This window comes from Ramlibacter albus (assembly GCF_014297445.1).
Taxonomy (GTDB): domain Bacteria; phylum Pseudomonadota; class Gammaproteobacteria; order Burkholderiales; family Burkholderiaceae_C; genus Ramlibacter; species Ramlibacter albus.
In genome coordinates this window covers 442,350-460,339 of sequence record NZ_JACORU010000003.1, presented here as the reverse complement: position 1 = coordinate 460,339, position 17,990 = coordinate 442,350, and the positions used below count along the sequence as shown (strand labels likewise).

Annotated in this window: 18 protein-coding genes; 9 read left to right on the top strand and 9 right to left on the bottom strand. The window is 69.2% G+C overall.

Going from position 1 to position 17,990, the window contains the following annotated elements; all coding sequences use genetic code 11:
- The first annotated feature begins 52 nt into the window (after window positions 1-52).
- The gene (locus tag H8R02_RS11630) at window positions 53-1,006 is read left to right on the top strand and encodes a Bug family tripartite tricarboxylate transporter substrate binding protein (RefSeq protein WP_187081555.1); all 954 of its coding nucleotides are present in this window, start codon (window positions 53-55) and stop codon (window positions 1,004-1,006) included.
- A gap of 10 nt (window positions 1,007-1,016) precedes the next feature.
- Here H8R02_RS11630 and H8R02_RS11625 read toward each other — a convergent pair whose 3' ends face one another.
- Window positions 1,017-1,181 carry a hypothetical protein gene (locus tag H8R02_RS11625; RefSeq protein ID WP_187081554.1) on the bottom strand — a complete coding sequence of 55 codons (165 nt, stop codon included), beginning with the start codon at window positions 1,179-1,181 and terminating at the stop codon, window positions 1,017-1,019.
- Window positions 1,182-1,402: 221 nt separating this feature from the next.
- On the opposite strand from H8R02_RS11625, the gene H8R02_RS11620 reads away from it, so the two are divergent.
- Window positions 1,403-1,714, top strand: coding sequence for a hypothetical protein (locus H8R02_RS11620; protein ID WP_187081553.1), 312 nt, complete (start codon window positions 1,403-1,405; stop codon window positions 1,712-1,714).
- A 9-nt stretch (window positions 1,715-1,723) separates the two neighbouring features.
- Here H8R02_RS11620 and H8R02_RS11615 read toward each other — a convergent pair whose 3' ends face one another.
- Complete coding sequence (locus H8R02_RS11615; RefSeq protein ID WP_187081552.1) at window positions 1,724-2,125, bottom strand: hypothetical protein; 402 nt, start codon at window positions 2,123-2,125, stop codon at window positions 1,724-1,726.
- Window positions 2,126-2,170: 45 nt separating this feature from the next.
- Here H8R02_RS11615 and H8R02_RS11610 point away from each other — a divergent pair, with 45 nt between their 5' ends.
- Window positions 2,171-3,448 (top strand): NAD(P)-binding domain-containing protein, encoded by a 1,278-nt coding sequence (locus tag H8R02_RS11610; RefSeq protein WP_187081551.1) that lies wholly within the window; start codon window positions 2,171-2,173, stop codon window positions 3,446-3,448.
- Here H8R02_RS11610 and H8R02_RS11605 read toward each other — a convergent pair.
- On the bottom strand, window positions 3,433-5,505 hold the full coding sequence (locus H8R02_RS11605) for an ATP-dependent helicase (RefSeq protein ID WP_187081550.1): 2,073 nt from the start codon (window positions 5,503-5,505) through the stop codon (window positions 3,433-3,435). The two genes, H8R02_RS11610 and H8R02_RS11605, sit on opposite strands and share 16 nt — an antisense overlap.
- A 35-nt stretch (window positions 5,506-5,540) precedes the next feature.
- On the opposite strand from H8R02_RS11605, the gene H8R02_RS11600 reads away from it, so the two are divergent.
- Complete coding sequence (locus H8R02_RS11600; RefSeq protein ID WP_187081549.1) at window positions 5,541-6,506, top strand: AEC family transporter; 966 nt, start codon at window positions 5,541-5,543, stop codon at window positions 6,504-6,506.
- 10 nt (window positions 6,507-6,516) lie between these two features.
- Here H8R02_RS11600 and H8R02_RS11595 read toward each other — a convergent pair whose 3' ends face one another.
- Entirely contained in the window at window positions 6,517-8,424 is a 1,908-nt protein-coding gene (locus tag H8R02_RS11595; RefSeq protein WP_187081548.1) for a carboxyl transferase domain-containing protein, read from the bottom strand.
- 71 nt (window positions 8,425-8,495) lie between these two features.
- Between H8R02_RS11595 and H8R02_RS11590 the strand changes: the two genes are divergently transcribed.
- Window positions 8,496-9,521: an asparaginase gene (locus tag H8R02_RS11590; protein ID WP_187081547.1), complete on the top strand. Its 1,026-nt coding sequence runs from the start codon at window positions 8,496-8,498 to the stop codon at window positions 9,519-9,521.
- A gap of 49 nt (window positions 9,522-9,570) precedes the next feature.
- A complete protein-coding gene (locus H8R02_RS11585; RefSeq protein WP_187081546.1) occupies window positions 9,571-11,013 on the top strand; it encodes a hypothetical protein in 1,443 nt (480 codons plus the stop codon).
- Here H8R02_RS11585 and H8R02_RS11580 read toward each other — a convergent pair.
- A complete protein-coding gene (locus H8R02_RS11580; protein ID WP_222622430.1) occupies window positions 10,991-11,527 on the bottom strand; it encodes a hypothetical protein in 537 nt (178 codons plus the stop codon). The two genes, H8R02_RS11585 and H8R02_RS11580, sit on opposite strands and share 23 nt — an antisense overlap.
- Window positions 11,528-11,538: 11 nt before the next feature.
- On the bottom strand, window positions 11,539-12,696 hold the full coding sequence (locus H8R02_RS11575) for a zinc-dependent alcohol dehydrogenase (RefSeq protein WP_187081545.1): 1,158 nt from the start codon (window positions 12,694-12,696) through the stop codon (window positions 11,539-11,541).
- Between the two features lie 136 nt (window positions 12,697-12,832).
- Here H8R02_RS11575 and rocF point away from each other — a divergent pair, with 136 nt between their 5' ends.
- Complete coding sequence (gene rocF, locus H8R02_RS11570; protein WP_354004906.1) at window positions 12,833-13,753, top strand: arginase; 921 nt, start codon at window positions 12,833-12,835, stop codon at window positions 13,751-13,753.
- On the opposite strand, the gene H8R02_RS11565 is transcribed toward rocF, so the two are convergent.
- A complete protein-coding gene (locus H8R02_RS11565) occupies window positions 13,750-14,028 on the bottom strand; it encodes a hypothetical protein (RefSeq protein ID WP_187081544.1) in 279 nt (92 codons plus the stop codon). The genes rocF and H8R02_RS11565 overlap by 4 nt on opposite strands.
- A 226-nt stretch (window positions 14,029-14,254) precedes the next feature.
- On the opposite strand from H8R02_RS11565, the gene H8R02_RS11560 reads away from it, so the two are divergent.
- Window positions 14,255-14,488, top strand: coding sequence for a hypothetical protein (locus tag H8R02_RS11560; RefSeq protein ID WP_187081543.1), 234 nt, complete (start codon window positions 14,255-14,257; stop codon window positions 14,486-14,488).
- Here H8R02_RS11560 and H8R02_RS11555 read toward each other — a convergent pair.
- Window positions 14,475-16,526 carry a sensor histidine kinase gene (locus H8R02_RS11555; protein ID WP_187081542.1) on the bottom strand — a complete coding sequence of 684 codons (2,052 nt, stop codon included), beginning with the start codon at window positions 16,524-16,526 and terminating at the stop codon, window positions 14,475-14,477. The genes H8R02_RS11560 and H8R02_RS11555 overlap by 14 nt on opposite strands.
- Complete coding sequence (locus H8R02_RS11550) at window positions 16,508-17,209, bottom strand: response regulator transcription factor (protein ID WP_187081541.1); 702 nt, start codon at window positions 17,207-17,209, stop codon at window positions 16,508-16,510. Before H8R02_RS11550 ends, H8R02_RS11555 begins: the two co-directional genes overlap by 19 nt.
- Window positions 17,210-17,340: 131 nt before the next feature.
- Between H8R02_RS11550 and H8R02_RS11545 the strand changes: the two genes are divergently transcribed.
- A complete protein-coding gene (locus H8R02_RS11545; RefSeq protein ID WP_187081540.1) occupies window positions 17,341-17,970 on the top strand; it encodes a hypothetical protein in 630 nt (209 codons plus the stop codon).
- Window positions 17,971-17,990 lie beyond the last annotated feature (20 nt).

Below are 17,990 nucleotides of genomic sequence, written 5' to 3'. Positions count from 1 at the left end.
GTGTGAAGCTCAAGCCATAGTGGCAACCCGTGCCCGCGGAAGGAGAACGACCATGGCTCCAAGGCTCGTTGCACTCGCCCTGTGCCTGCTGTCCGCGTTTGCCGCGGCGCAGCCGTACCCAGCCAAACCCATCCGCCTTGTCGTGCCGCTGCAAGCCGGCACCGCCACCGACACGGTCGCCCGCACGCTCGCCATCCACGTGGGGCAGGCGCTCGGGCAGCCGGTCGTCGTGGAGAACAAGGCCGGGGCGGACGGAGCCATCGGAAGCGTGGACGTGAGCAAGGCGGCGCCCGACGGCTACACGATCCTGCTCGCCACCAACAGCCCGATGTCCGCGGTGCCGTCCCTGCGCAAGTCGCCACCCTACGACCCGGTGGCGGACTTCACGCCCATCACCGACATCGGCCGCTTCACCTTCTTCGTGGTCGTGCACCCTTCCGTGCCGGCCAACACGCTGAAGGAGCTGCTGGATTACGCAAAGGCGAACCCGGGCAAGGTGACCTATGCCAGCGGCAACACGACCGGCATCGTGACGATGGCATGGCTCGCCACGGCGGCAGGTGCGCAGATGGTCCACGTGCCGTACAAGGGCGAGCCGCAAGCGATGCCGGACCTCGTGGCCGGCCGAGTGCTCGCCATGGCCGCATCGGCCACCACTACCGCGCCGATGGTGCGCGAGGGCAAGCTGCGCGTGCTGGCCACCACGCTGCCGCGCCGCAGCCCCGTGCTGCCGGATGCGCCGACCATCCCCGAGGCCGGCTACCCGCAATTCGCGCTCACGTCGTGGGCAGGGCTGTTCGGCCCGGCGAAGATGCCGCGCGATGTGGTGGAACGCCTGAACCGCGAGTTCGCCGCGGTGATGGGCCTGCCCGAGGTGCTCGCCACGATGGAGAAGCACGGCTTCCTGCTCAACCCGTCGAAGCCCGCGGAGCTCGGCTCGCTCGTGAAGGAGCAGCTGGAGAATTACCGGCGCGTGCTGGCCGCGGCCGGCGTGCAGCCGGATTGACGGGCGAGCCTCAGCGCCGCGCCGCGATCCTGCGGCGGTCCTCGATGGCGTGCACCGCCCGGCGCAACTCCTCGCGATACGCCAGCAGTTCCGGCGGCCAGGCACGCAAGTCGGTACGTGTGCCCGTCGACGCACGCGTGGTGTGCAAATGGGAGGAAGCCTTTCGCTGGACCATGGCCCATCGTTGCGCAGCGGCCCTGCCGGCTGCGTAGGACAGCGACTTTCCGGCGCCTCCCTTTCGCCGTGGCTTGGCGCCGGAAGCTTTCCACGGCCTGGCTCTTCCGTGGCGGCGCCCGCGCGGTTAGCATCGTGCCCCGAGGGGCCATGAGGAGGGACGCTGGTACGGCGGCTGCAGTCAGGGCCGACGCCCCTTTCAACCCGAAAGGACCTGGCCCCATGAAACCCGCATTTGCAGCCGCAGCGCTGGCCGCCTGCGCCTTCTTCGGCGCAGCCCACGCGCAATCCGAATACAACCGCGTCCCCTCCGACGACCCGCAATACAGGCAGTGCCTGCGCTACGCATCCAACCGCTACACCGGCGGCGACGAGCCCAGCCCCGTGCGCGGGCAGACCAAGGTGCAGGCGTGGTGCACCTGCGTGTGGAACGAAACGCCGGACGACTTCCGCGGCAACCTCGTGAGCTTCTCCGAGTCCTCCCGCGGCGCGCGCATCAACAAGATGTGCGAGGCGTACGCCGACTGGAGCTGAGCGCCACGCTCACGACGGCAGCTTGCGCAGCACGAACGGGTGCGCAAGCGCCGCGCCGTCGCGCTGCCACGTGCCGCGAATCTCGCGCCCGCACGAGCCCTCGACGACGGCACCAACCCACGTCGCAAAGATGCGCCGGCCGTCGGCCGATTCCTCCATGCTGAACTCGCCGTCTTCCAGCTCGCCGGAGACCACGCCCTTGTCCCCGTTGCGGTTGATCGCGCCGCTCACGCTCGCGGTATAGAGCGGGTGCTTCTCGAAGAGGAGCGTGGCGCCTTGCGGCACGCCTTCGATCACGGCGTGCCACATGCCAAGCAGGTGCGGGACCTTCACATCGACCGGGCGCGGGCACTCCTGCGCGGCGGCGAACAAGGGTGACAGCAGCAGGAGCAGGCAGGCGACTTTCTTCACGCACAGGACTATAGTCGGCCGCACAACGGCCTCAGGAGCTCCCCAGTGCTGGACCTCGCAATCGTCGGCGCCGGCATCGGCGGCATCATCCACCTCGCGTACGCGCGCCGCGCCGGCTTGAGCGCTGTGGCGCTGGAGAAGCAGCCGGCGGTGGGCGGCCTCTGGCGCCAGTTGCCCGCGTGGCAGGACATCCAGATCAGCCCGCAGGACTGGACGCTGGGCGACCTGCCGCTCGAAGGGGCGATGCAGCCGCAGATCCTGGCGAACATCGAGGCGTGGGTGGGGCGGTTCGCGTTGCGGGATCACATTCGGCTGGGCACGCCGGTGCTGAAGGCGCGCCATGACGGCCAGGCGTGGGTGCTCGAGACACCGAGCGAAGTGGTGCGCGCGCACCATCTCGTGTGCGCCACGGGTGCGCACAACGTGCCCGTCATCCCCGCGGTGCGTCGCGAGAACGCGCAGGTGCAAGAGCTGCATTCGAGCGCGTTGCGCGACGCGTCGTCCATTGCGGGCAAGAGCGTGCTGGTGGTCGGCGGCGGCGCTTCCGCCCTCGACTTGCTGGACCTGTGCTTCTCCCAAGGTGCCGCGCGCGCAGTCTGGGCGCATCGCGGCGTGCGCTGGTTCATGCCGACGAAGAAGCCGAAGGTCGTCGCGGGCAGCGTGCGCGGCTTCGCCCGCTTGCAGGCGAGCGGCCTCTCGCACAAGGAGCAGAGCGCGCAGATCACCGCCGACATGCGCTCGCGCTACGCGAAGTTCGGGCTCGACGCGATCGCGCCGTCGCAAGACTTCGACGTGCTGCACCACCAGCTCTTCCCCGGCCGCTACCGCATGCTGGAGAACTTCGCGTCGATCGAGCGGCACGCGGCCACGGTGGAATGCATCGAAGGCCGCACCGTGTTGCTCTCCGACGGCACGCGCCTGCAGCCCGACCTGCTGCTGTGGGGCACGGGCTATGCGCTGGACCTGTCGTGGTTCGACGAGCCGCGGATCGCGCGCATCCGCACGCTCGACGAACTGGGCGCGCGCTGCGGCGGCATGTTCCGCAGCGTGGATGCGCCGAACCTGTACTTCCCCGGCGTGGGGCTCGACGGCATCGGTGCCACGGCATTCGTCTTCTCGCTGCTGGCGCGCACGGTGATGGCGCACATCCAGGGCAAGGCGGCCCTGACGATGGAGGCGGTGGACCACAACGTCAACCACCTCGACCTCGTTGCTTACCTCGCCGAGCGCGACCCCGCGAGCTTCCCGCCGCACGAGTGGCGCGAACGCTACCGCGCCATCGCGCTCGAAACGCCGGACGACCAGCCTTACCCGATGCCCTGAACGGACGCAGCCGCCTCGGTGGCCGCCGCCTTCTTCGCGAACTCGGCGCGCAGCGCCTTGAGCTTCTCGCGCGGGTCTTCCTTCGTCGTCGCCTTCTCCAGCGCCATCTCGGCAATGAAACGGCTGGGCTGCGCCGCGACGAATTCGCGGCCCTTCTTGCGCTTCTTGGTCCAGCTCACCGCGAGCGAGCGCTGCGCGCGCGTGATGCCCACGTACATCAGGCGCCGCTCTTCCTGGATGCGCTGCAGCGTGGCCTCGCTCACCGCGCCGCGGTCTTCCCCGTCTTCGGGCTTGAATGGCAGCAACCCTTCCACGCAGCCGGCCAGCACCACGTGCGGCCACTCCAGCCCCTTCGCGGCGTGCAGCGTGGAGAGCGTCACCACGTTCTGGTCCTTCTCGCGCTCGCTGATGGTGGACAGCAGCGAGATGGTCTGCGCCACCTCGATCAGCGACTTCTTCTCGCTGGCCATCGTCACGCCCGCGGCGTCGTCGATCTGGCCGCCGCAGCGCTGCGCCATCCAGTCGCAGAAGTCCATCACGTTGGTCCAGCGCGAGGCCGCGAGCTTCTCGTTCTCCTCGCTGTCGTAGAGGTGCTTCTCGTAGCCGATGTCCTTGAGCCACTCGTTCAGGAAAGTACGCGCGTCCTCGGCACCGTGGGTGTGGCGCGCGCGGAACTCGAGGTCGTTGATGTAGCGGCCGAACTCGTGCAGCGAGCCCACGGCGCGCGACGACAACGCCGACGACAGCGAGTTGGAGAAGAGCGCCTCGAACAGCGACAGCTTGTACTTCGATGCGAACGTGCCCAGCGACTGCAGCGTCTGGTGCCCGATGCCGCGCTTGGGCGTGGTCACCGCGCGCAGGAAGGCGGGGTCGTCGTCGTTGTTCACCCACAGGCGCAGCCACGCGCACAGGTCGCGGATCTCGGCGCGGTCGAAGAAGCTCTGGCCGCCCGACACCTTGTACGGGATCTGCGCCTTGCGCAGCGCCTGCTCCAGCACGCGCGCCTGGTGGTTGGCGCGGTACAGCACCGCGAAGTCCTTCCAGTCCTTGCCGAGGCCGTTGGCGCGGATCGACTGGATCCGCGCGACGGTGCGCTCGGCTTCGTGCTCCTCGTTGTCGCAGTCGACGATGCGCACCGGCTCGCCTTCGCCGAGCTCGGAGAACAGCGTCTTCGGGAAGAGCTTGGGGTTGGGCTGGATGACGTTGTTCGCGGCCTTCAGGATGGACGTGGTGGAGCGGTAGTTCTGCTCCAGCTTCACCACCTTGAGGTTGGGCCAGTCCTGCGGCAGGCGGCGCAGGTTGTCGAGCGTGGCGCCGCGCCAGCCGTAGATGGACTGGTCGTCGTCACCCACCGCGGTGAAGCGGCCCTTGTCGCCCACGAGCAGCTTGAGCAGCTCGTACTGCGTGGCGTTGGTGTCCTGGTATTCGTCGACGAGCACGTGGCCGAGCAGCTGCTGCCACTTCTCGCGCACTGGCGCGTGATCACGCAGCAGCTTGAGCGGCAGGCCGATCAGGTCGTCGAAGTCGACGCTCTGGTAGGCCGTCAGGCGCTCCTCGTAGCGCTGCATGATGCGCGCCGTGATGCGCTCGTTGTCGTCCTTGGCCTGCGCCTCGGCCTGCGCGGCGTTCAGGCCCATGTTCTTCCACAGCGAGATCGCCCATTGCCACTGGCGTGCGGTGGCGGCGTCGGTCGTGCCGCCCGCGTCCTTCAGGATCGAGGTGACGTCGTCGGAGTCGAGGATGGAGAACTGCTGCTTCAGGCCCAGCACCTCGCCGTCCTGCCGCAGCAGGCGCACGCCCAGCGCGTGGAAGGTGCAGATCACCACTTCCTTCGCCTCGCGCCCGACGAGTGCCTTCGCGCGCTCGCGCATTTCGGTCGCGGCCTTGTTGGTGAAGGTGATGGCGAGGATGCGCCTGGCCTCGAGGCCCGCCTGCATCAGCCGCGCGATCTTGTGCGTGATGACGCGCGTCTTGCCCGAGCCGGCGCCCGCGAGCACGAGGCACGGCCCGTGCATGTAGTTGACTGCTTCTTGTTGTGCGAGGTTCAGGCCGGACATCGCGGCGAATGATACCGAGCTGACACAATAGCCCCGTGCTTGACATCCTGAGGATCACGTTCCCTTTTTTCGCGCTGGTGCTCGCGGGCTACGTGGCTGCGCGCCGCCGCATGCTTCCGTTGGAAGCGATCGGCGGGTTGAACACGTTCGTGCTGTTCTTCGCGCTGCCTTGCATGCTGTACCGCTTCGGCGCGAACACACCCATTGCCCAATTGCTGGACCCCGCCGCCATGCTCCTGTGGCTCGCGTGTGCGTTGCTGATGGTCGCCGGCACCGTGAAATCGAGCATGAATTCACGCATTCGCTGGAACGACGCATCGTTCGGCGCGCTGGTGGCGGCTTTTCCCAACACCGGGTTCATGGGCGTGCCGCTGCTGGTCGCGCTGCTCGGCGCGAAAGCCGCGGGCCCGGCCATTCTCACGATCGCGATCGACATGGTGATCACGACATCGCTGTGCGTCGCGCTGTCGCGGCTCGATGGCGCCGACGAGCATGGCGCGTCCGAAGCGGCGAAGCGCGCGCTCAAGGGTGCCGCGCTGAACCCGCTGCCGTGGGCCATCGTGCTGGGCGGGCTTTCCTCGGCGGCGGGCGTCAGGCCGGTGCAGCCGGTGATGGACACGATCGGCTTGCTGGCGGACGCGGCGTCGCCCGTGGCTTTGTTCACCATCGGCGCGGTCCTGGCCCGCTCGCAGATGTTCGCCGCGGAACATGAACACGGCGCGCCCGCGCCGGGCGACTATGTGCCGGTGGCGGTCGCCAAGCTCGTCATGCACCCGCTGCTGGTGCTGGGGCTCGGCAGCCTGGCCCGCAAAGCCGGCCTGCCGCTGGATCCGTTCGCGCTCACCGTGATGACGCTCGTCGCGGCCTTGCCGAGTGCCAGCAACGTCGCGATGCTGGCCGAGCGCTTCGAGGCGGACTCGGGGCGCATCGCGCGCATCATCCTGCTGACGACCGCGGTGGCCTTCGTGACGTTTTCGGCGGCTGTGGCGTTGCTGAAGTGACTGCGCAGGGTCACCACGTGTCGATCGATGGACCCGTGTGTTCGCGCACCTTTGCCGATTGCAGACCGCGCACCAGCCACTCGCGCGTCTTCGCCGGGTCGATCACCGCATCGATTTCCAGCGTCGCGGCCATGTTCATCGCCTGGCCTTCCTCGTACTTCTGCGCCACGAGCTTCTCGAAGAGCGCATCGCGCTGCGCACCCTCCGGCACCGCTTCCAGCTCCTTGCGATAGCCGAGCCGCACGGCACCTTCCAACCCCATCCCGCCGAACTCGCCGCTCGGCCACGCGACCATGAATTCCGGCGAGTGGAAACCACCCGCCACCATCGCCATCGCGCCGAGGCCGTAGCCCTTGCGCAGCACCACGCCGAACAGCGGCACGCGCAGGTGTGCCGCGGCGACGAACATGCGGCTGACGTGCCGCACCTGCGCCTTTTCTTCGATGCCCGGCCCGACCATGAAGCCGGGCGTGTCGACCAGGCTCACGATCGGCAGGCCGTGCGCGTTGCACAGCTGCATGAAGCGCGCGGCCTTGTCCGCCGCGTCCGCGTCGATCGCGCCGCCCAGGTGCAGCGGATTGTTGGCCATGATGCCGACCGGCCGGCCTTCGATGCGCGCGAGGACGGTGTGAATGCCGACCCCGAACCCCGTGCGCAACCACAGCACACTTCCTTCATCCGCGATGCCTTCGACTGCCTTGCGGCTGTCATACACCCGCAACCTGTTCTCCGGTACCACGTCCCTCAGGCTGTCACCCCGGGCTCGACCCGGGGTCCATGCCTGCTTGCCGAAGTATCCGAGGTACTGGCGCGCAACCGCCACCGCCTCGCGCTCATCCCCCACCAGCACATCGATCACCCCATTCGCGTGCTGCACCCCGCTCGGGCCGATCTCCTCGGGCCGGTACACCCCGAGCCCGCCGCCTTCGACCATCGCGGGCCCGCCCATGCCGATGTTGCTGTCCTTCGTCGCGATGATCACGTCGCAGCACCCGAGCAGCGCCGCGTTGCCGGCAAAGCATCGCCCCGCGACGACGCCGACCACAGGCACCTGCCCGTTCAACTGCGCGAAGCTCGCGAAGGTGGTCACGTGCAGACCCGCCACCACCGGCATGTCGGTGTCGCCGGGCCGCCCACCGCCGCCTTCCGCGAACAGCACGACCGGCAGCTTGTTCTTCAGCGCGATGCCCAGCAGCCGGTCCGTCTTCTGGTGGTTGCGCATGCCCTGCGTGCCGGCGAGCACCGTGGCGTCGTAGGCCATGACGACGGTGCGTTCGCCGTTCACCGCGCCGATGCCGGTGACCATGCCGTCGGCCGGTGTGTTGCGCTGAAGGTCTTCCTCGCTGCGGCGCGTGCGTTGCGCGGCGACCGCGAGCGCGCCGTATTCGACGAAGCTGCCTTCGTCGCAGAGGTCGGCGATGTTTTCGCGGGCGGTGCGCAGGCCGAGGGCGTGGCGTTTCTCGACAGCTTGCGGGCGCGCCGAGTCTTCCGTGAGAGCGTGCCGCTCCAGGACACGCTTCAGGTCGGCACGCGTCTTGTCGCCTGCAACGTCGTTACCGGCACGCTCGTCACGCGCCACGCTGTCACCCCGGGCTTGACCCGGGGTCCATGCCGGCGTGTCGACACTCGTCGATGGACCCCGGATCGAGTCCGGGGTGACAGCGTGGGGGACCGCCTGGGGGACCGCCTGGGTGCCCGCCTGCGTGACCGACAGCGACGCCAGCACCTCGTCCTGCGGCACCGTCTCGCCCTGCGCAAACAGGCACTCGAGCACAACACCCGTCGCCGGGCTGCGCACCTCGTGCTCCATCTTCATCGACTCCAGGATGACCAGCACGTCGCCCTCGCGCACCGCGTCGCCCGGCACCACGAGCCACTGGACCAGCTGCGCCTGCAGCGGGGAATGCACATTGACCATGCCGCGGATTGTGCGGCGGGCGGCGATCACCCGCGCGTCAACCCGGCGACAAGCTGCTACCCTTTCAGGCCATGAGCAGCATCCCCTCCGGCTTCGTGCCGCTGGTGCAGACCACGCGCGGCGGCACGCTCGACAACATCCACTTCGGCGCCGTCGCCGTGTGCGACGCGAGCGGCAAGCTCGTCGCGCACGCGGGCGACCCGCACTGGGTGGCCTTCACCCGCTCCACCATCAAGGCGCTGCAGGCGCTGCCTTTCGTGATGTCCGGCGGCCCGAAGCAGTTGGGCCTGACGCAGCGCAACCTGGCGATGCTGTGCGCCAGCCACGGCGGCGAGCCGATGCATGTCGAGCAGATCGACGACATCCTCGGCAAGGCACACGTTGGCTACAAGCGATTGCAATGCGGCTGCCATGTGCCGTACCACATCCAGCTCGCCGTCAACCAACCCCCGCCCACCGACACGCACTGGGACGAGCGCCACCACAACTGCAGCGGCAAGCACTCGGGCTTCCTCGCCCACTGCGCGGTGCACGGCCTGCCGCTGGAAACCTACCTCTCGCCCGACCACCCGCTGCAGCGCGCGGTGCGCAGCCACCTCGCGCGCGCCGTGGGCTTGCAGGAAGACGACTTGAAACTCGGCATCGACGGTTGCTCCGCACCCAACTACGCGATGCCGCTCTCCGCCCTCGCGCGCGGCTATGCGCGCCTGGCCACCGGCGCGCGCGACAGCGAATTCGGCGAAGCCTTCCAGCCGCTCGCCGGCGCGATGCGCGCGCATCCGGAACTCGTCTCCGGCACCGGCCGTGCCGACAACGACTACATGCGCGCCGGCCGCGGCGACTGGGTCACCAAGGCGGGCGCGGACGGCATCCACGTCGTGGCGAGCGCGAGCCGCGGGCAGGCCATCGCGGTGAAGGTCGTCGACACGAACGTGATCGCGCTGCAGGCCGCCACCGTGGAAGCGATGGACCAGCTCGGCTGGCTGGACGACACGCAGCGCGAGGCGCTGGCCAAATGGCGCGCCGCCACCGTCACCAACTGGCGCGGCACGCCGGTGGGCGAGCGCAAGCCGGTGTTCAAGCTGCAAACAGCTTGATTTCCGCCTCCGGCTCGCCTTGAATGAAGGCAGCAATGGAGGAGGTCCCATGGAACGACTGACCCGTGCCGCGCTCTGCGCGGCCGTGCTGCTGGCCACCGGATGCGGCGGCGGCGCCGATGTGCCCGAGTCCAGCGCGAGCGCGGCGCCGGCCGCGATGGCCGATGCGCAGGCCTCGCCCGCGGCACCCGCCCGGCAGGCCCAGGCCGCCCGCCTCGACACCGACACGTTGCTCAACTGGGCCGAGCGCACCTTTCCGACCTTCTTTCCCGGCACGCAGCCCAATCGCACGGCGGACCCGTTCGTCTTCCGCGCGTACCCGAACGGCAACTACCTCGGCGTCGCGCTTGGCGGCGTCTACGTGCTCGGCCCCGTCACCGGTGGCGCGATCGTGCGCGTGGGCAGTGTCGCGAGCTTCACCTGCGCGGCGCTCGCGAGCAGTTGCGCGGCGACCGGCTCCACCGTCACGGGCCAGGCCATGGCGCGCGGGATCGCGCTCACTGGCGCGGGCGTGACGCTGCGCGACAGCACCGGCGGCTCGCGCACGGCCACCACCGACGGCTCCGGCAACTACACGATCTCCGTTGCGGGCATGTCACCGCCTTACGTCGTCACGGCCAGCGGCACGTCGAACGGGACGCCGTACACGCTGTACTCGGTCAGCACGTCCAGCGCGCTCACCGGCGCGCAGCGCGTGAACCTGAGCGCGTGGACCAGCGCACTGGCCGCGATGCTCTCGCCAACGGGCCGGGCCGCGGACCTGAGCGCCGTGGAGCACGCCTCGCGCATCACGGTCACCACGGTCACGCAGGTCGTCATCTACACGCGCATCCTGATCGCGCCCACGCTCACGGACAACGGCCTGTCCTCCACCAGCACCAACCCGATCACCGACGGCTCGCCGTTGGCCAGCGGCCTCGGCAACGTCGACCAGCAGACCGACACCGGCATGACGCCCAACAACGCGGTCTTCATGGGCCGCGCGTGCGCCCAAGCCCAGCTTGGAAGCTGCCCGCGCTACACCTACCCGCCGGCGGCCACGACCACGACGCCCAACGTGTGCGGCTACGACATCGCCAGCGGCGCGCCGATCCGCTGCGACCCGACGCAGCCGACAACGGCCACGCCGACGCCGATCTCGATCACCCCCAGCACGGCCTACAACTTCGGCTGCTCCGGCTGCGTGTTCTGGGGCCAGGCCGACAACTACGCGGCCACGCCCACGCAGACGCCGCTGCGCGTGTCCACGTTCACCTTCACCGGAACCGTCACGACGACGCCATCCACCGGCGGCAGCGAGACATGGCAGGCCACGTTCTCCGCTCGCGTGTGCGTGGCCGGCACGTGCGTGAGCGCCGGCGACACGGTCGGCGGTACGTCGTACAACGCGCAGGCCACCTGCACGCAGTCGGCCACCGCGATCGCGCAGGCGCTCAACGCCTCCGCGATCCCCGGCTTCAGCTACACCTTCACCTGTCGTCGAGTGGCGTAGAGCCCCGCCTGCGCGCCATGTAGACCAGCAGGCCGATGGCGGCGGAGGCGATCAACGCCTTGCGCACGAAGCCGGCGCGGTTGTAGCGCCACTCGGCGCGGATGCCCATCTCGCCGAGGATGTCGGGCACGTGCCCATGCGCGAGGTCGTCGAGGATGCCCTCGACCACGTTCACCCGGTCGGCGAAGAGCAGCATCAGCCAGTGGCGGACGTCGTTCTCGCTGTAGTGGAAGGCCGCGCGGCGGATCGAGCCGGAGACGCCGCTCGGCGGGCAGGTGGTGCCGAACACCGGCGTGAGGCCCGGCCGCTCGGTGGAGTGCAGCACTTCCACCGTCACCGGCTGGAGCTCCGGGGGTGGCACGTCGCCGATGCGCGGCGGCGTGCGCTCCTTCGGAAAGGCCGGGCGGTCGTCGGGGACGAGGTCGGCGCCCCAGCCGGACACCTCCGGCGGCGGTTGCCGCTTGGTCTGCCGCTCTTCGGGGTCGGTGCGTTCGACGTAGATCGTGTCGGACATGGCGGTTCCTTTCAGTGCAGCGCCGCCGAGGGCGGCACGAGGATGGGCTTGATGCAGCCATCGAGCTTGCTGCTGAAGATGTGGTACGCGTCCGAGACCTCTTCCAGCGGAATGCGGTGCGTGATGATCTCGCTCGGCTTGATGCGGCCGGCCTGGATGTGCTCGATCAGGCGCGGCAGGTGGCGCTTCACGCTCGCCTGGTTCGCGCGGATCGTCAGGCCCTTGTTCACCACGTTGCCGATGGGCACCATGTTGAAGGTCGGCCCGTACACGCCCACGATGGACACCGTGCCGCCCTTGCGCACGGAGTTGATGCACCAGTGCAGCACCGTGGCCGCACCCGCCTGCAGCTTGAGCTTCACGCCGGTCAGGTGCTGCAAGGCGTTGCCGACGGCTTCCGCGCCGACGCAGTCGATGCACACGTCGGCGCCGAGCCAGTCGGTCATCGACTTGATCTTCTCGGCCATGTCCTGCACTTCCTTGAAGTTCAGGATCTCGCAGCCGGTGTAGCGCTGCACGAAATCGAGGCGGTATTCGAGGTGGTCCACCACAATGACGCGGCCCGCGCCCATCAGCCACGCGCTCTTCGCGGCGAAGATCCCGACCGGGCCGGCGCCGAACACGACGACCGTGTCGCCGCGGCGGATGTCGCCCATCTCCGCGGCCTGGTAGCCGGTGGGCAGGGCGTCGGTCAGGAGCACGGCGTCGTCGGGCGGGATGTCGGCGGGGATGAGGTGCGGCCCGACGTCGGCCATCGGCACGCGCACGTATTCGGCCTGGCCGCCGTCGTAGCCGCCCGTGGTGTGCGAGTAGCCGTAGATGCCGCCGACGGCCGTGGCCTCGGGGTTGGTGTTGTGGCAGTTGGAGTAGAGCTCCTTGCGGCAGAAGTAGCAGCTGCCGCAGAAGATGTTGAAGGGCACGAGCACGTGGTCGCCCTTCTTGAGGTTCTGCACGGAAGAGCCGACCTCTTCGACGATGCCCGTGAACTCGTGGCCGAAGGTCATGCCGACGCGGGTGTCGGGCACGAGGCCGTGGTAGAGGTGCAGGTCCGAGCCGCAGATGCAGCTGCGCGTGACGCGCAGGATGGCGTCGCCGGGGTGTTCGATGCGCGGCTCGGCCTTGTGCGCGGCGCGCACGCGGTACGGGCCGCGGTAGTTCATGGCAAGCATGGGACAGGTCCTTCTTTTCTGGTGATGCCTTCTTTTTAGGGCACGCGTGCGCGGCCTTAGGGCGATCCGACGCAACCTGTATCAACATCGCCCCGCGTGCCCCCGCTTGCCGCCGTGCTGCTGCACAATCGCGCTCGTGACTGCCTCCACCGTCAGCCTCATCGGCGCGCCCACCGACGTTGGTGCCAGCGTGCGCGGCGCGGGCATGGGCCCGGATGCGCTGCGCGTTGCCGGCATCGTAGAAACACTGCGCGCGCACAAGCTCGACGTCATCGATCGCGGCAACCTCGCGGGACCGCCCAACCCGTGGCACGAGCCGGCCAACGGCGTGAGGCATCTCGACGAAGTGGTGACGTGGAACCGTGCGGTGTTCGATGCGGTGTCGGGTGCGCTCGGTGAAGGCCACATCCCGCTCCTCATGGGCGGGGACCATTCGCTGGCCATCGGCTCCATCAGCGCGATCGCGAAGCACTGCCGCGCGATGGGCAAGTCGTTGCGCGTGCTGTGGCTCGACGCGCATTCGGACGTGAACACCGAGGCGATCAGCCCGAGCGGCAACCTGCACGGCATGCCCGTGTCGTGCCTGCTGGGCCATGGCCCGGCTTCGCTGGTGGGATGGAGCGGGCAGCGCGCCGCGCTCAGCCCGGAGGACATCGACTTCATCGGCATCCGCAGCGTGGACGCGGAGGAGAAGCAGGCCATCCGCCTGCTCGGCCTGTCGGTCTACGACATGCGCCACATCGACGAGTACGGCATGCGGCACACGATGACCGAGATCCTGCAGGACCTCGACGCGGACACGCACCTGCACGTGAGCTTCGACCTCGATTGCCTCGACCCGCTCGAGGCGCCGGGCGTGGGCACGCGCGTGCGCGGCGGGCCGACCTACCGCGAGATGCAGCTTTGCATGGAGATGATCGCGGACACGGGGCTCATGGGCTCGCTCGACGTCGTCGAGATCAACCCGGCCCTCGATGTTCGCAATCGCACTGCCGAACTTGCTGTGGAGTTCGTGCAGAGCCTGTTTGGCGCGTCAACGCTGGTGCGCGAGCGCTAGCAACCCTTGAGCAGGTTGCGCGCGACCATTTCCCTGTGCGGGTCGCCGAGCAGGTCGTTCACGCTCGGCAGGTCGCCGTGGAACAGGCCCAGCTTGTCCTGCAGCGCGGTGAGCGCGCGCAGGCAATCCGTCGGGTCGCCCACCGGCCGGCCGTCCTTCTCGGCCTGCAGCCGCGCCGCGAGTTCCTGCACCGTGCGATAGAGCAGCGCTTGCGTGTCGGTGCGAAGCAGCAGGTCGCCATCGAGCTGGCGTTGGGCTTTGCTGATGTACGTCATTCGTGTTCTCCGTGAGACGCTTCCAGCATCGCCCCTGCGCGCGCGCGGGCCTGTCGGCCATCCCACAACCTGGGGAGGCCGCATGTCCCGACACCGTGTCGGACACAATCGCTTACGGATCAGCCAGATGCTGACACCGCATAATCAATTTCCCTAAAGGACGACGTTGGCCCGGCCGTACGCTGCGAAGCATCGCAGCCACGCTTCAAGCAGGAGGAGCCACGTCATGTCCCGGAACAACAGCGCCTTCGGCGACTTCGAGGATTCGCTCCTCGACACCATCACGGCCGACCTGCCGCCGCGCACCGTCGTGCTGGCTTCGGTGCACCGCCCCTCCTTCACGCAGCAGCTGACCTTCCTGCACGACCATCGCCCCGCGCTCACCGAGCCGTTGCCGCCCGCCGGTGGCGTGCTGGCCCGCGGCCGCAGGATCTCCGTGCGGGAGATCAACCCGCACTGAGCGGCAGCACCAGCTCGAACGTCACGCCGCCCGCCTCGTTGCGGGCGGTCACCTTTCCACCCATCTTCGCCATGTAGGTGCGGGCCACGAACAGGCCCTGGCCGCGGCGGGCGCCGCCTTCGGGTGCCTCGGTGACGCCATAGTCGAACACCTTGGCGAGCAGGTCCCCGGGGATCGTGGCGCCTTCGTTGTGGATCGCGACGAAGGCCTGTGCATCGTCGGTGCGCAGCGTGATCGTGATGGGCGTGCCGGGCGTGCGATGCCGGTCCGCGTTGCGCAGGATGTGCGTCACCACGTCTTCCAGCGAGAACTCGTCGGCACGCACCGTGACTGGTTCGCCCTTCGGTTCGTAGCGCACATCGGCCACGCCCGCGAAGCGCGAGTTCTGCGCCACCTGCTGCAGGAACGCGTCGAGGTCGATGGCCGACAGCGCGATCTCCGCCGCCGCGAGCGCCTCGCTCGGCGACGACTGCCCGTAGAGAACCTTCACCGCCTGCTGCATGCGCTGCACGTAGCGATGCGCGGGGTCGTCGTTGCCGGGGTGCAGCACCATCAGCGACTGCAGCGGCGAGAGGATCTCGTGGCCCACGGCCTGCAGCATGTCGCGCTCCTGCTGCGCGCGCAGCTGCTCGCGCTGCACGTCGTCCTTCACGCGCTGCAGCAGGTCCGAGAGGCCGCCGGCCAGCACGCCGAGCTCGTCGGGGCCGCGCAGGTCCGAGACGTCGAGCGCGCCGATGCGCTCGCCGCCGCGTGCGTCCTGCTGCACGTTGCGCGAGACGTCCGCCGCGCGGCGGCTGAGCACGGTGATGCGGCGGATCAGGCCGATCTCGATCAGGCCCCAGGCGATCAGGATAGCGACCAGCATCGCGCCGACGTACCACGACAGGCGCGTGGCGATCACGCCGAGGTTGCGGTCGATGCCGCGCGCGTCGGCGGTCAGCTGCACGTCGTAGCTGCCCACCGGCGTCACCAGCGTCTCGCGCGCCTGCATCGTCGGCACGCGCGCGGCGACGGGCAGCTGGTCGATCAGGCGCAGGATCAGCGGCGAGGTGCGTTCGCGCTCGGACTCGCCGCCTTTGACGACGATGGGCGAGCGCGGGCCGTCCTGCCGCGTGAGCGTGAGCACCTCGCCGGGCAGCAGCGCCTGCGCGAGGTCGCCCGCTGTGGCCGGGCCTTCGGCGCCGGGTGCGTCGCTGGAGAAGAGGGCGGGGCCGCCGCTGCCGGGCGCGAGCATCTGCACGTGCACGCGCATCAGGTCGAGGTCCGCGGGCGGCCAGCTCGCGCCCGAGCGAAACGCTTCGACGGGCACGCGCATCGCGTAGAACACTTGCCGCGGACAGTCGGGCACGTCGCCACCGGACGCGCACGTCGCCGCCTGCGAAAGCCAGCCGCGAAAGTCGCGCACGGGGCGCGCGTTGGCCAGCGTCGGGTCGCCGGTGGTTTCGAAGCCGAGCAGGCGGCCGCGCACGAGCGGTTCGCCGCGCATCGACGTGCGCTCGAACGGCGCGACCCAGGAATGGATCTCGCCGCGCAGCTCCAGCCGGACCACGGCGCGGTGCACGGCTTCGATGTCGAGCTCGCCGCTTTCCCTCAGCTGCAGGTCGCCTGCGCGGAAGCTGCCTGCGAGGTAGAGATACGTGCCTGCATACGCGCTGTTGCCCACGCCCGCGCAGAGGGTCGAGCCGTCGGTGTAGCGCACCGAACAGTCCGCCGCCTCGATCGCCTGCTGCACGCGCGCGGGGTCTTCGAAGTCGAGCGCCGGGTAGGGCAGCACGAGCGGCCGCACCGGCACGGGCTCGCGCGGCATGCGCGGGTTCAGCAGCACCAGCATGCCCGCGGGCTGGCGCAGCCGCGCAATCACGTCCTGCTGGCTGCGGCGGAACGCCTGCTGGTAGCTTGCGTAGCTGCGCTCCTTCTCCTCCTGCAGCAGCACGATGGCGAGCGCGATGGTCGCGAGCGCCAGCAGCAGGAACACGCCGCGAAAGAGGATGCGGCGGCGAAAACTGGCGAGCGCCGTCCTCAGGCCTTGTTCACCCATCGGAAGCCGCGCATGGGGATGTTCTCGATGCCTTCGAAATTCGGGTCGACCTCGCGGAACGCATCGCGAATCGTGCTGACGTGCTTGCGCACGTTGTCGCGGTTGCGGCCGCTCTTGACCACGTCGAAGAGCTCGTCATAGCTCACCACCTCGCCCTGCCGCTGGTACAGCGTGGCCAGGATGCGCTGCGCGGTGAGCGGCAGGTTCACGCGCTGGCCGCGCCACGTGGGCGTGCGCTGCCACAGCGGGTCGAGCGAGAGCTCGGCGGCCGGCGCGGCGGCCTTCGCCGTGGTCGCCTTGCGTTCGCGCGCGACGCGAAGGATCTCGAGGAAGGTCTCGATGAAGTCGGCTTCCTCGAACGTGGTCTTCTGCAGGTAGTCCCACGCGTCCAGCGCCTTCATGATGCTGCGGTAGATCGCGGCCGGCATGGCCGACACCACCAGCACCGGCGTGCCCTGCCGCTGCTTGTTGATCGCGTTGATCAGCGCCACGCCCGCATGCCGTTCGCGGCCCAGCTCGATGTCCAGCACCACCACGTCGTAGGCCTCGCGTGCGAGCGCGGCCTCGGCTTCGTCGCGCGTGGCCCATTGGTCGACGTCGATGTCCGGCTTGGCCGCGCGGATCCAGCCGGCCACTTGCCGGCTGAAGGTGGGGTCGTCCTCGATGACGGCGACTCGGGTCATGGGCGGGATTATGGGCCGCGGGGTCCGGAAGAAATCTTCCGGGGTGTGAAGCAAGAGGCCCTTGCCTCGCGTTGTTACTTCCGCCCCCGTTTCGAAGAATGGGTTCATCGCGAACACACAAGGAGAAAGCGATGACCGCCTCGAACACCACCGCCTTCCGCAACTTCAGCCTCGCCGCCAGCGGCGCGGTGCTGGCCGCCTCGGCCTGGGCCGCGGGCGCCGCGCCGGAGGGCCTCATGCTGGACGCTCGCCTCTGGCGCGAAGAGATCGTCGCCGCCAACGAAGAAGGCATCGAGGAAGGTTGGTACGAGATCGCCGTCACGGCCGATGCGGTGCGCGTGCGCGCCGTTGCCAAGCCGCGTGCGAACGAGCCGGTGCGCCAGGACGCGATGTTCCTGCACCGCCCCGGCGCGGCGCTGGTCGAAGGCGTGCGCATCAACCACGGCTTCCCCACCGAGGAATTCCGCCCGGTCGTCGGCCACCGGTACCAACGCACGCTCGGCCGCACCGAGTACAGCTTCAAGGTGTGGAGCAACGCCGTCGGCACCGCGTACGTGATCAGCTACGACGGCAGCGACCACGAGTACCTGCTCGGCCTGCCCGCCGCCGCCACCAAGGTGCTTGCGGTGGCCGACCTCGACGGCGACCGCAAGCCCGACTTCGTCGTCGACGTGGGCGGCGAGATCTTCCTGCTGCTGTCCAGCGACGCCAAGGCGGGCCTGAACCTGCCCAGCGCGCAGCTCTGGGCCGCCGCGGAGTAAGCAACCGAACCTTCACGAGG